Here is a 12,318-nt window from a genome sequence, read left to right on the forward strand (position 1 = left end):
GCGCGAGGCGCTCGACCGTGCGGGGTGTGAACGCTTTGGAGACGAGACGCCGGATGCGGGTGTGGTCGGGCGCCTCCAGGTCGAGCAGCCCTTGGCCGTTGAGGGTGGTGAACGGCTCGTGCGCGGCAGGCGGCGGGGTGACGCCGAACTCCTCGTGGGTGAAGCGGTGCAGATACGTCCGGCCGAGCCGCCGGTCGCGGAGCAGAGCCGACACGTCGGCGTGGTGCGGGATCAGCCACTGCCGGGTCGGCTCGAACCGGTGGACCCGGCCGGCGGCTCGCAGGGCGGCGTAGGCGGGGTACGGGTCGGCGACGAACGCGGGTGACCAGGGGTCGAAGGACACGTGCATGGCCCGACGCTACCGGCAGCCCGCCCCGGAGCGGCCGGCCCCCAAGGACTGTCCCGCACTTCCTGGCGGGTGTACGACGAATGTGCGGGTCAGCCCCTACCCCGGTGTGACCAGCCGCGCCTCGTACGCGAAGACCGCCGCCTGGGTGCGGTCGCGCAGCCCGAGCTTCACCAGGACCCGGCTGACGTGGGTCTTGACGGTGGATTCGGCGACCACCAGGTGGGCGGCGATCTCCGCGTTGGAGAGCCCCTGCGCGACCAGCACCAGCACCTCCGTCTCGCGTTCGGTGAGATCCCCGATCCGGGCCAGGGCCGGGGGTTTCGGCGCCTGGGCCAGCTTGGAGAACTCGGTGATCAGCCGGCGCGTCACGGTGGGCGCGAGGAGCGCCTCGCCGGATGCCACCACCCGCACCCCTTCGGCGAGTTGGCGGGCGGAGGCGTCCTTGAGCAGGAAGCCCGAGGCCCCGGCGCGCAGGGCCTGGTAGACGTACTCGTCGAGGTCGAACGTGGTCAGCACCAGCACCTTGGCGTCCGCGTCGGCGGCGACGATCTCGCGGGTGGCCTCGATGCCGTTCATCTCGGGCATCCGGATGTCCATCAGCACGACGTCCGGGGAGAGTTCGGCGGTCCGCGCGACCGCTTGGCGCCCGTCCACCGCCTCGCCGACGACCTCGATCCCGGGCATGGCGTTGAGCAGCACCGAGAAGCCCTCCCGGACCAGCATCTGGTCGTCCACGATCAGGACCCGGATGTCGCTCACGCGGCGGCCTCCCGCGCCTCGTCGGAGGGGCCCTCCACGCTTTCGGCAGGCTCCGCCGCCCGGGGCACCGGGATGAAAGCGGCGACCTCGTAGCCACCCTCCTCGGTCGCCCCGGCGGTCATCTCGCCCGCCAGCATGGCGATCCGCTCGCGCATCCCGGTGATGCCGTGCCCGGCGCCGGGCGAGGCCTTGACCGGCTCGGTGGGCGGCCCGTTGACCACCCGTACCCCGAGCCCGCCGAGGACGTACGCGATCTCGACGACGGCGGTGGCGCCGGGCGCGTGGCGCAAGGTGTTGCTCAGCGCCTCCTGGACGATCCGGTAAGCCGACAGCTCCACGCCCTGGGGCAGTTCGCGGACCGCCCCGGTGACGGTCTTCTCCGTCTCCAGGCCCGCCTCGCGGACGTTGTCGAGCAGCCGGTCGAGCCGGGCGAGCGTGGGCTGCGGGGCGTCGGGCGCCTCCTGGTCCTCGGCCCGTACGACCCCGAGCACGCGGCGCAGTTCGGTGAGCGCGGCGACCGCGTTCTCGCGGATGGTGACGAACGCCTGCTCCAGCTCGGGCGGCGGGTTCTGCACCCGGTACGGCGCGGCCTCGGCCTGGATCGCCACGACCGACATGTGGTGGGCGACCACGTCGTGCAGCTCGCGTGCGATGGTGGTGCGCTCCTCCAGCAGCGTGCGCCGGTCACGCTCGACGGCCGTGACGGTGCGCTGGACCGTCACCTCCCGCTCGGCCTCGCCCACCTCGCGCCTGGCCTCGCGCCGGACCTGGACGACGGTCACCACGAGCAGGGCGACCGCGGACACGACGAACATGGGGGCGGCGGTCGACGTGCCGTCGGAGTAGGCCGCGCTCTCCATGAGCACACCCAACAGCACGGTGATGAACCAGGTCCAGGCGGCGGTACGCGGCCGGGTGCGGGCCGCGACGACGACCAGCACGACCAGGTGCCCCCACAGGCTGCTCGCCGCCCACGGCCCGACGCCGCCACCCCCGGCGACCACCAGCGTGCCCAGCACGGAGGCCCAGAACGCCGCCACCGGACGGACCAGGGTCAGGGCCACGGATATCGCCGGCACCAGGGAGAGCACCAGTTCGTCCCCGGACCGGGCCATCCCGAGGAACACACAGATCAGCGCGGCCCCCAGCACCAACGCGTGCGGGGTCCACACCAGCTTCTTGCGCGCATTCGGCGGGAGCAGGCCCACCAGCGGCCCGTCGCCGTCGAGCGGAGCAAGCGGGCGGTAGGCGAACACGTTCTGGAGGAGATCCTGCCGCAGGCCGCCCAACGCACTCGCCGCCGCCTGGAACTCCGGTGTTCTGGTCTTCGTCTGGGCTCGGGTCTCGGTCACGTGCTCACGGTAGGGCGGGGCGCAGGCCCGGGTCGTCCCCACGGAAGCGGATACCGGGCTCTCCGTCTCAGGGACTACGGACCCACCTCACCCGCGGGCGGCCACCCAGACGCTCCGCTCGGTGCGGACGGTGAGGTCGTCGCGGCGCAACACCCCGTGCGGGCCGTCCGCGTCGGTGAGCGCGTCCAGGGTGGCGAGGTCCTCGGCGTCGAGTACGTCCTCCAGCGCCGACCGGACCCGGGTGAGGGAGGCCAGGACGTAGCGGCCGGTGGCGGCGGGCAGCGGGGCGGTCAGGTCGATGGCGACGACCCGCTCGGCCACCACGTCGAGCCCGGCCCCGCGCAGGCGCGCGCCCCAGTCCTCGCTCATGTGCATCCCGGCGGCCTTCCGCCCCTCGGCCTGGGCCGCGTGGCAGCGCTCCTCAAGGCCGGGGCGGCCGATGCCGAGGTCGTCGGGGAGGAAGCGGGGGAAGCCTTCGAGCTCGACCGCGACCATGAGCCCGCCGGGCCGCAGCACCTCGCGGACCTGGGCGAGGATCGCGGCCGGGTCGGCCATGTGGTGGAGCGAGGCGGAGGCCCACACCAGGTCGAAGGGCCCGGCGGGGAGGGCCTCGGTGTCGAGGTCGGCCACCACGGTACGGACCCGGTCGGCGACCCCCAGCGCGACGGCCTTCTCCGCCAGGCGGGCGGCCATCTCCGGCGAGGCGTCCACGGCGGTGACGTCGGCGCCGGGGAACCGCTGGAGCAGGGCGAAGGTGCCCGCACCGGTGCCGCTGCCCAGGTCGAGCACCCGGAGGCCCCGTCCGCCGGGCTTCTCCGCCTTCCCGCCGGAGAGCTCCTCGATCCAGCCCGTCAGCTCGTCCAGGTGTTCGTGCAGTACCTCGGCGTCGAGGTCGAGCATCTCGGTCAGTACCGAGAAGTCGGCATCCTGCGAGCCGTGCCCATGACCGTGCCCATGACCGTGGCCGTGCTGGTGGCTGTGCTGGTGGCCAGGGGCGGGCTCGCGCCGGTGTCCCTGCTGATGACCGTGCCCGTGCGGGTGCGCGTGGTTGTCGTCCATGCTTCGAGCCTACGCACGCCTTGCGCCGAAGGCATAGCATCTTGCGTATGACGCAAGACGGTGAACTCGACTCCCTGGTCCGCAAGCGGATACGCGGCCTCCGCACCGCCCAGGGCTGGTCGCTCGACGATCTGGCCGCGCGCTGTTTCCTCAGCCCCTCCACCCTGAGCCGGATCGAGACCGGCCACCGGCGGATCGGCCTCGATCAGCTCAGCTCGATCGCGCGCGCTCTGGGGACGACCCTGGACGCGCTGGTGGAGTCGGTCTCGGACGAGGACGTGGTGATCCGTCCGCAGCACGACGCGGAGTGCGGGACGACCACCTGGCTGCTGAACCGGGAGGGCGGGCAGCCGGGCGTCACCGTGGTGCGGATGAGCATCACCGCACCCGAGCCGCGGCACGGGCGGGACGAGCTGAAGGTCCACCCGGGCGGCAAGGACTGGTTCACCGTGTTGTCCGGCACCGTCGTGCTGCTGCTGGGGGAGCGGACCATCACGGTCGAGACGGGCGAGGCGGCGGAGTTCTCCACGATGGTCCCGCACGCCTTCGGCGCGCGCGGCGGTCCGGCGGAGATCCTCGCGATCTTCGACCGCGACGGCCGGCGGACCCATCTGCGCCCGGAGCGCTGATCAGCCGACCGCGACCGCCCCACCGGAATCCGCCGGACGGGACGCGCACGTCACCAGGCGAGTTGTTCCAGCTCGTCCGCCACCAGCGCGCAGGCGTCCGTCGAGGGGTCGATGAGCGGGAAGTGGCCGATCTCGTCCAGCAGGGTCAGCCCGACCGTCTCCCCCGCCGTCGCCGCCGCGGCGACGAACGCCTCCGCGACCGACTGCGGCACGACGATGTCGTCGCACCCCTGCACGATGTGGGTGGCGATCCCGGTGGGCAGCAGGACGGCCGGGTCGACGTGGTGGCGCCGTTCGGCGAACCCCTCCTCACCGCCGAGGAGTTCGTGGACGGCCCCGGAGCAGATGCCGAGCTTCGCGGCGGTCAGCAGGTCGGCGATCGGTGCCAGCGCCACCACCCCGCGCAACGGCGGAGGTTCGGGCAGCCGCCACGGCGACCCCACCGGCAGCACATGCCGGGCCGCCGCCCAGAGCGCGAGGTGGCCGCCCGCCGAGTGCCCGGTGACGACGGTCCGGCGCAGGTCCGCCTCCGGCAGCTCCCGTGCGGCGATGGCCGGGATGGCGTCCATCGCGGCGGCCACGTCGTCGAAGGTCTCGGGCCAGCGGCCCGCCGCGTTCCCCTCCCCCGCCGAGGACGGGTCCGCCCCGCGCCGGTACTCCACGCTGGCTACGGCGAAGCCGCGGTCGGTGAGGAACGCGGCGAGCGGCGACACGTGGCGGCGGTCGTACGGGGCGCGCCAGGCGCCGCCGTGGAGCAGGACGACGAGCGGCATGTTGGTCCACCCGTGCGCCGGAGCCCAGAGGTCGATGACCTGGTCGGGGTGGTCCCCGTAGGCGACGGTCCGGTCGGGGGCGATCTCCGCATGGGCGAACGCCGACTTCTCCTCTACGGCGTCCCGATCGCGCGCGGCGGAATCCGACATTGTTGCTCCAACCATCCTTTGGGCTGCCCCACTTGTCCGACCTGCGGGGACCGTACCAGGCCCTGGAGCGGTCTCCGGACGGAGTGGGTCCGCCCCGGCTCCGTCCGGAGCCGCTCCGGCGCGGTCACCCGTTCGCCACGGCCCCCGCAGGGACGTCCGCCAGCACCCCGGCGAGCACCCGGGCGGCCCGCTCCGCGTCGGCGAAGCCGACGTACAGCGGGGTGAACCCGAACCGGAGCACGTCGGGACGGCGCAGGTCGCCGACGACGCCCCGGGCGATCAGCTCGCGCATCACCGGCTCGGCCTCGGCACACCGCAGCGCGACCTGGCTGCCCCGCTCGCCGTGCGCCGCCGGGGTCACGGAGACGACGCGGCCCTCGGGGGCGTACGCCTCGACGCACTCCAGGAAGAAGTCCGTCAGGGCGAGGGACTTGGCGCGTACGGCCTCGATCGGCACCCCGTCCCAGACGTCGAGGGCGGACTCCAGCGCCAGCATCGAGAGGATGTCGGGCGTGCCGACCCGGCCTCGGACGGAGCCCTCGGCGGGCTCGAAAGCGGGGGTCATGCCGAACGGGTCGGCGTGCGAGTTCCACCCCGGCAGCGGGGAGTCGAAGACGCCCTGGTGGCGCTCGGCGACGTACAGGTAAGCGGGCGAACCCGGTCCGCCGTTCAGGTACTTGTACGTGCAGCCGACCGCCAGGTCCACGCCGTGCTCGTCCAGGCCGACCGGCAGCGCGCCGGCGCTGTGGCAGAGGTCCCAGACCACGACGGCCCCCGCGCGCCGCACTGCGGCGGTGAGCGTGGGCAGGTCGTGCAGCCGGCCGGTGCGGTAGTCGACATGGTTCAACAGCACCGCCGCCGTTCGCGAGTTGACGGCACCCGGCACGTCGGCGGGGTCGACCGGGACGATCCGGTGACCGGTCATCCGGGCGGCCGATCCCGCGATGTAGCCGTCGGTGGGGAACGTCGAGGCGTCGACCACGATCTCGTCCCGCCCGCCCGGTGCGAGCCGGGTCGCGGCGACCAGCGCCTTGAAGACGTTGACGCTGGTGGAGTCGCCCACCACGATCCGGCCCGGTGCCGCGCCGACGATCGGCGCGATGCGGTCGCCGACCCGCTCGGGCGCGGTCCACCAGCCGCTCTCGTCCCAGGACCTGATGCGCAGCTCGCCCCACTCGCGGGTGATGACGTCGTGCAGCCGGTCGGGCACGTGGGCGGGCAGCGCGCCGAGCGAGTTGCCGTCCAGATAGACCCCCTCGTCGAGGGTGAACAGCTCGCGCAGATCGGCGAGTTCGTCTGCGGCGTCCAGCTTGGCCGCACGGTCCGCCAGCAGGCGGTGGTTGGTCTCAGACATGACTGCGGGCCGTCCAGAGTTCGGGGAACACGGTCTTCTGCGCGCGCTTCTCCAGCCACGCCACTCCGGCGGAGCCGCCGGTTCCGGTCTTCGAGCCCATGGCCCGCCGGGTCGCCACCAAGTGGTCGTTGCGCCAGCGCCAGACCAGCTCGCCGACGTCCGTGAGCAGCTCGCCGAGGCGCACCAGCTCGTCGTACTTCTCCGGGTCGGCGTATATCCGCGCCCAGACGGCCTCGATCACCGGGGAGGGCTCGTACTTCTGCCGAAGGTCCCGGTCGAGGACCGACCGCGGCACCGGGTGGCCGCGCCGCGCGAGCAGCGCCAGCGTCTCGTCGTAGAGGCTCGGCTGACTCAGTGCCTTCTCCAGCTCGGCGTACACGCGCGGGGAGCCCCGGTGCGGCACGAGCATGGAGGCGGACTTGTCACCGAGCAGGAACTCCATCCGCCGGTACATCGCGGACTGGAAGCCGGAGCCCTCGCCGAGCGAACCGCGGTAGGAGTTGAACTGGGCGGGGGTGAGCTGGGCCAGCGGGCGCCAGGACGCGTTCAGGGCCTCCAGCTGGCGCAGCGAGCGCTTCAGGGCGTCCCGCGCTACGGGCAGCCGGTCCTCGCGCAGGGCCAGCGCCGCCGTCTCCCACTCGTGGACCAGGACGGTGAACCACAACTCCATGACCTGGGTGGTGACGAGGAAGACCATCTCGCCGGGATCGTCGGAGCGCAATTGCTGCAAATGGGTGAGAACGTCCGCCTGGACGTAGTCCTCGTAGGGAGTCGTCCCCGCGAAGTCGAGGTACGGGGTTTCCGCACCGGTCTCTTCGGGGTCGGGGTGTTTCGCCGACATCTCTGTCTCCTCGGCACGATCCTCCGGGTAGCGGTCCGCCCCGTCCTAGCTGGGTGGGCTCCGGTCCCCTGCGGCGCATCCTAGGCGGAACGGGCAGGCACGGCCCAGGGCCGGAAGCGGACTGGTGGCCCGGCCGGGACGATCGTGGTCGCGGGCCCGGGGCCGCGGCCCGTACCCTCCCGGACGCATACCGGCCCGCAGCCGACAAAGCGGGCTGCGGGCCGGTGAGCAGGCACGACGGGCGCCGTAGGGCTGCCCCGCGTCCTGGAGGGGTCAGCCCAGGATGTCGGCTGCGGTCGGCGAGGAGTCGCGGAGGAAGGTCGAGCAGCGCTCGTACTCCTCCTGCTCCCCGATGGCTCCGGCGGCGCGCGCGAGGGCGTGCAGGGCGCGCAGGAAGCCGCGGTTGGGCTCGTGCTCGAACGGCACGGGCCCGTGGCCCTTCCAGCCGGCCCGGCGCAGGGCGTCGAGCCCGCGGTGGTAGCCGGTGCGGGCGTAGGCGTACGACTCGATGACCCGGCCGCCCTCGAAGGCGTCGTCGGCCAGCTGCGCCCAGGCGAGCGAGGAGGTGGGGTACTTCGCCGCGACCTCGGCGGGCGGGGTGCCGCCGGCCAGCAGCCCGCGCGGCTCCGGGTCGTCGGGCAGGTGGGTCGGGGCGGGGCCCCCGAGCAGGTTCTCGTGGATGGACATGGGTCCCAGTGTGCCTGGCACCCCGCCGTCGCGGGACACCGCCCGGCGCCGCACCCGCACCCCCGCCGGTACGCCCGCGGGTGCGGCGCCCGTCACTCCTCGGGCCGCCGCCGGGCGGGCTCCAGGGGCGGCGCCACGACCCCGCAGTGCACGGTGCACTCGGGCCGGCAGGGCCCCTCCGCCGGATGCGCCCCGCCGCCCTCCGCCCGTTGCCTGCCGGTGCCCCGGCCGGAGTCCGTGTCCGGGGCCCGTCCCGGGGCCGCCGCCGGTGTCCGTACCGCGCAGAAGGCGAGCACCGCCCCCGCCACCAGGAGACCCGCGCACATCGGCATCGCCCGCCGGAAGGTCGCGGCGAACTCCCCCGCGTCCCGGTACGCCTCCGGGCCCATGCCTGCCAGCAGCGGCAGCGCGGCGACCGCGATCAGCCCGGCGGCGCGGGCGGCGGCGTTGTTGATGCCGCTGGCCAGCCCCGCCTGTCCGGTGTCCACGGCCGCCAGCACGGTCGCGGTGAGCGGCGCGACCAGGGTGACCAGCCCCAGGCCCAGCACCACCACGGCGGGCAGCACCTCGCTCAGGTACCCGGTCACGGAAGCGCTCCCGGGCCCGACCCGCAGCATGAGCAGCATGCCCGCGGCGGCCAGCAGCGGGCCGACGGTGAGCGGGACGCGGGGGCCGATGCGGTGGCCGAGTTCGCCGGAGGCGGCGGAGAAGAAGAGCATCAGCACGGTCGTCGGGAGCAGCGCGGTGCCGGCGCCGAGCGCCGAGTACCCGGCGACGACCTGGAGCTGGATCGCGGAGAGGAAGAAGAACCCGCCCAGCGCCGCGTACACGCAGAACGTCACCAGGTTGACCACCGTGAACAGTCGCGAACGGAAGATCGCTGGAGGCACCATCGGATCCGGCCGCCGCCGCTCCACCCGGACGAACGCCGCCCCCAGCAGTACCCCGCCCACCGCCGCCCCGATCACCGCGGGCGAGGCACCGCTCCCCGGCGCCTCGATCAGCGCGTACGTCACCAGGGCCAGCGCCACGGCGGCGAGCACCGCTCCGAGGACGTCGAAGCGCCCGTGGGCGCGCGGGTCCCGCGACTCCGGCACATGGCGCAGAGCGACGGGAACGCAGAGCGCGGCGACCGGCAGGTTGAGCAGGAAGACCCAACGCCAGCCGGGCCCGTCGACGAGCCAGCCGCCCACGAACGGCCCGATGGCCGCGCCCACCCCGCCGAAGCCGGACCAGAGCCCGACCGCGCGCGCCCGGTCGTCCGGGTGGAAGCTCGCCTGGATGAGGGCCAACGACCCCGGGGTGAGCAGCGCCCCGCCGATCCCCTGGAAGGCGCGCGCGGCGATCAGCACCGCGGCGTTCGGTGCGACGGCGCAGACCAGCGAGGCGAGGGCGAACCAGACCACACCGACGACGAAGACCCGCCGCCGCCCGTACCGGTCGCCGAGCGCCCCGCCCAGCAGGATCAACCCGGCGAGGGTCAGCATGTAGGCGTTGACGGTCCACTGGAGCGCCGCGAGGTCCGTGCCGAGGTCCTCGCCGATCCGGGGCAGCGCCACATTGATGACGGTGGAGTCCAGCATCGCCATGCCGGAGCCGAGCACGGTGGTCAGCACGATCCACCGCCCCGGCGCCGAGGCGGCCCGGATCTCCCCGGCGGCCTTCGGCGCACCGGTGCCGCCCGCCCCGCCCGCGGCGGCCGGCGGTTCGGGCGGGCGGTCCTCGGCGGGTCGGTGGTCTCGGGGCGTCGGGGGTCCCTCGGGTGTCTCACCCATGGGGGCAGCATCGCCGTTGCCCGGCAGGGCGGCCAGCGGGGCCTGGCGCCCTCGTACGCCCGCCGCGGCTACCGCAGCGAGAGGATCGCCCGGACCAGCGCGTCGATGCCCGCCTCCGCCTTGGCGCGGGGGCAGCCCACGTTGAGCCGTACGAAGCCGTCCGAGTCGTAGACCCCGCCCGGCATGATGGCGACCTTCTCCCGCTCGATCAGCACCCGCTGGAGGGCGTCGTCGTCCAGGCCGAGCGGCCTCAGGTCGATCCAGGCGAGGTAGCCGGCCTGCGGCGGACGCCAGTCGAGCTCCGGGAAGGCGGTGTTCAGCCGCTCCTGGACCAGAGCCAGGTTCCCGGCGATGTAGGTGCGCAGCTCGTCGAGCCACGGTCCGCACGCGCGGTACGCGGTGATGTGGGCGGTCAGCGCGAGCACCGCCGGGGACTCCAGTCCCTCCGCCGTCGCCATCCGCCGCAGGTACTCGGCGCGGTCCGCCGGGTCACCGATCAGCCCGTACGAGCCGGTCAGCCCGGGGAAGTTGAAGGATTTGGACCCGGAGGTGATGAGCGCCCAGCGCGCGGGCCCCCGGTCCGCCACCCGGGTCCACGGCACGTGGCGGTACCCGTCGTGCGCGAAGTCCGCGTGGATCTCGTCGCTGATGACCAGCACCCCGTGGTGTGCGGCCAGTTCGGCCGTCCGCGCGAGCTCGGCCTCCGTCCACACCCGTCCGGTGGGGTTGTGGGGCGAGCAGAGCAGCAGCACCTTGGCGTCCGGGCGGGCGAGTTCCCGCTCCAGGGCCGCATCGTCGCCGACCGGCACCCCGCGCATCTCGCGCCCCAGACCGAGGATCGCCTTGCGGAAGCCGTCGTACGTCGGGGTGTGGGTGACCACCGCGTCGCCGGGCCCGGTCCACATGCGCAGCAGCTGGGAGAGCTGGTTGAGCACGGAGGGCCCGTAGACGAGCTGCCCGGTGTCGATGGCGGTGCCGTAGCGGGTGGCGTACCAGTGGGCGATCGCCGAACGGAAGTCGTCCTGCTGCCAGTCGGTGTACCCGAACACCCCGTGGTCGATCCGGGCACGCAGCGCGTCCAGCACCTCGGGCGCCGTCCGGAAGTCCATGTCGGAGATGGTGAACGGCAGCAGCCCGTCCACCCCGAACCGGTCGGCGACCCCGTCCCACTGCACGCTCCAGGTACCCCGACGGTCGACGACGGCGTCGAAATCGTAGGACGGACTCACAGCGCTACCTCACACGGTTCGGTCGTTCACGGGGTTCGTACGGTCCGGGCGCGGTCCCCGCCCCCGGGCTCGGGTGCTCTGCCCGGGGCCGCACACGCCACGGGCCCGACCTCCCGGGGATCACCCAGGAGCGTCGGGCCCGCCACGCACGCAGGACGGGACCGCGAGGCCCCGTCCGCGCTTACTTCAGCTTGGTGCCCGTGGAGCGCAGGTTGGCGCAGGCCTCGGTGACACGCACGGCCATGCCCGCCTCGGCGGACTTGCCCCAGGTGCGGGGGTCGTACGTCTTCTTGTTGCCGACCTCGCCGTCGACCTTCAGCACGCCGTCGTAGTTGCTGAACATGTGGTCGGCGATCGGGCGGGTGAAGGCGTACTGGGTGTCGGTGTCGAGGTTCATCTTCACGACGCCGTTCTCCAGCGCGGTGGCGATCTCCTGCGCGGTGGAGCCGGAGCCGCCGTGGAAGACGAAGTCGAACGGGGAGGTCTTGCCGTACTTGGCGCCGACGCCCTCCTGGAGGTCCTTCAGGAGCTCGGGGCGGAGCACGACGTTGCCCGGCTTGTAGACGCCGTGGACGTTGCCGAAGGAGGCGGCCAGCAGGTAGCGGCCCTTCTCGCCCAGGCCGAGCGCCTCGGCGGTACGCAGCGCGTCGTCGACGGTGGTGTACAGCTCGTCGTTGATCTCGTGCGTGACGCCGTCTTCCTCGCCACCGGTCGGGGTGATCTCGACCTCAAGGATGATCTTGGCGGCGGCGGCCTTCGCGAGCAGCTCCTGACCGATGGCCAGGTTGTCGGCGAGGGTCTCGGCCGAGCCATCCCACATGTGGGACTGGAACAGCGGGTTGAGGCCCTTGGCGACGCGCTCCGCGGAGATGTCGAGCAGCGGGCGGACGTAGCCGTCCAGCTTGTCCTTGGGGCAGTGGTCGGTGTGCAGCGCCACGGTGATGTCGTACTTGGCGGCGACGATGTGCGCGAACTCGGCGAGGGCCACGGCGCCCGTCACCATGTCCTTGTTGTACTGGCCGCCCAGGAACTCCGCACCACCGGTGGAGATCTGGACGATGCCGTCGCTCTCGGCCTCGGCGAAACCGCGCAGAGCCGCGTGGAGCGTCTGGGTCGAGGTCACGTTGATGGCCGGGTAGGCGAACTTGCCTGCCTTCGCCCGGTCGAGCATCTCGGCGTAGACCTCGGGGGTTGCGATGGGCATCTGTCCGCTCCTTGGGATGTGCGGGTGTGCAGTGCTGGTCCCTGACCTGGGGGCGACGTCATCGTCGTGCCCATCTTCCCAGACTCCTGCGGGGACTCCACCCGGAGGACCCCCGTAGAAACGGGTCCGGGGTGCACTGTTTCACGTGAAACAGTGC

At 73.2% G+C, this 12,318-nt stretch carries 11 protein-coding genes and 1 pseudogene; 1 reads left to right on the forward strand and 11 read right to left on the reverse strand.

The window, feature by feature from the left end; all coding sequences use genetic code 11:
- The 4 genes and pseudogenes from ACFWEP_RS23225 to ACFWEP_RS23240 form a co-directional block, all read right to left on the reverse strand.
- Nucleotides 1-349 (reverse strand): annotated as a pseudogene (locus ACFWEP_RS23225) (cytochrome P450); the annotation flags it as partial.
- Between the two features lie 96 nt (nt 350-445).
- On the reverse strand, nt 446-1,108 hold the full coding sequence (locus tag ACFWEP_RS23230; protein WP_387372457.1) for a response regulator: 663 nt from the start codon (nt 1,106-1,108) through the stop codon (nt 446-448).
- Complete coding sequence (locus tag ACFWEP_RS23235) at nt 1,105-2,460, reverse strand: sensor histidine kinase (RefSeq protein WP_387372458.1); 1,356 nt, start codon at nt 2,458-2,460, stop codon at nt 1,105-1,107. The genes ACFWEP_RS23230 and ACFWEP_RS23235 overlap by 4 nt, the downstream gene beginning before the upstream one ends.
- Nucleotides 2,461-2,547: 87 nt before the next feature.
- Nucleotides 2,548-3,519, reverse strand: a complete 972-nt coding sequence (locus ACFWEP_RS23240) for a class I SAM-dependent methyltransferase (RefSeq protein ID WP_387372460.1) — start codon at nt 3,517-3,519, stop codon at nt 2,548-2,550.
- A gap of 47 nt (nt 3,520-3,566) precedes the next feature.
- Here ACFWEP_RS23240 and ACFWEP_RS23245 point away from each other — a divergent pair, with 47 nt between their 5' ends.
- Entirely contained in the window at nt 3,567-4,148 is a 582-nt protein-coding gene (locus ACFWEP_RS23245) for an XRE family transcriptional regulator (RefSeq protein WP_387372462.1), read from the forward strand.
- A 50-nt stretch (nt 4,149-4,198) separates the two neighbouring features.
- Here the strand turns inward: ACFWEP_RS23245 and ACFWEP_RS23250 are convergent, their stop codons facing one another.
- The 7 genes from ACFWEP_RS23250 to fbaA all read right to left on the reverse strand — a co-directional run bounded on the left by ACFWEP_RS23250 (nt 4,199) and on the right by fbaA (nt 12,161).
- Complete coding sequence (locus ACFWEP_RS23250) at nt 4,199-5,071, reverse strand: alpha/beta hydrolase (protein WP_387372463.1); 873 nt, start codon at nt 5,069-5,071, stop codon at nt 4,199-4,201.
- A gap of 124 nt (nt 5,072-5,195) precedes the next feature.
- Complete coding sequence (kynU, locus tag ACFWEP_RS23255) at nt 5,196-6,425, reverse strand: kynureninase (protein WP_387372465.1); 1,230 nt, start codon at nt 6,423-6,425, stop codon at nt 5,196-5,198.
- Nucleotides 6,418-7,266 (reverse strand): tryptophan 2,3-dioxygenase family protein, encoded by an 849-nt coding sequence (locus ACFWEP_RS23260; RefSeq protein ID WP_387372468.1) that lies wholly within the window; start codon nt 7,264-7,266, stop codon nt 6,418-6,420. The genes kynU and ACFWEP_RS23260 overlap by 8 nt, the downstream gene beginning before the upstream one ends.
- Before the next feature lie 273 nt (nt 7,267-7,539).
- Nucleotides 7,540-7,953 (reverse strand): DUF3151 domain-containing protein, encoded by a 414-nt coding sequence (locus ACFWEP_RS23265; protein WP_328720367.1) that lies wholly within the window; start codon nt 7,951-7,953, stop codon nt 7,540-7,542.
- Nucleotides 7,954-8,045: 92 nt separating this feature from the next.
- The gene (locus ACFWEP_RS23270) at nt 8,046-9,728 is read right to left on the reverse strand and encodes an MFS transporter (protein WP_387372470.1); all 1,683 of its coding nucleotides are present in this window, start codon (nt 9,726-9,728) and stop codon (nt 8,046-8,048) included.
- Between the two features lie 68 nt (nt 9,729-9,796).
- Nucleotides 9,797-10,957, reverse strand: coding sequence for a MalY/PatB family protein (locus ACFWEP_RS23275; protein WP_387372472.1), 1,161 nt, complete (start codon nt 10,955-10,957; stop codon nt 9,797-9,799).
- Between the two features lie 181 nt (nt 10,958-11,138).
- Nucleotides 11,139-12,161, reverse strand: a complete 1,023-nt coding sequence (fbaA, locus tag ACFWEP_RS23280; RefSeq protein WP_266707035.1) for a class II fructose-bisphosphate aldolase — start codon at nt 12,159-12,161, stop codon at nt 11,139-11,141.
- Nucleotides 12,162-12,318: the final 157 nt, after the last annotated feature.

The sequence above is a fragment of the Streptomyces sp. NPDC060198 genome (genome assembly GCF_042728415.1).
Classification (GTDB): Bacteria; Actinomycetota; Actinomycetes; order Streptomycetales; family Streptomycetaceae; genus Streptomyces.

Bases quoted from the DNA above. Each gene is read 5' to 3' on its own strand.
- ACFWEP_RS23265 (WP_328720367.1), bottom strand. From the start codon at position 7,953: ATGTCCATCCACGAGAACCTGCTCGGGGGCCCCGCCCCGACCCACCTG.
- ACFWEP_RS23245 (WP_387372462.1), top strand. From the start codon at position 3,567: ATGACGCAAGACGGTGAACTCGACTCCCTGGTCCGCAAGCGGATACGC.
- kynU (WP_387372465.1), bottom strand. From the start codon at position 6,425: ATGTCTGAGACCAACCACCGCCTGCTGGCGGACCGTGCGGCCAAGCTG.
- ACFWEP_RS23270 (WP_387372470.1), bottom strand. From the start codon at position 9,728: ATGGGTGAGACACCCGAGGGACCCCCGACGCCCCGAGACCACCGACCC.
- fbaA (WP_266707035.1), bottom strand. From the start codon at position 12,161: ATGCCCATCGCAACCCCCGAGGTCTACGCCGAGATGCTCGACCGGGCG.
- ACFWEP_RS23260 (WP_387372468.1), bottom strand. From the start codon at position 7,266: ATGTCGGCGAAACACCCCGACCCCGAAGAGACCGGTGCGGAAACCCCG.
- ACFWEP_RS23250 (WP_387372463.1), bottom strand. From the start codon at position 5,071: ATGTCGGATTCCGCCGCGCGCGATCGGGACGCCGTAGAGGAGAAGTCG.
- ACFWEP_RS23240 (WP_387372460.1), bottom strand. From the start codon at position 3,519: ATGGACGACAACCACGCGCACCCGCACGGGCACGGTCATCAGCAGGGA.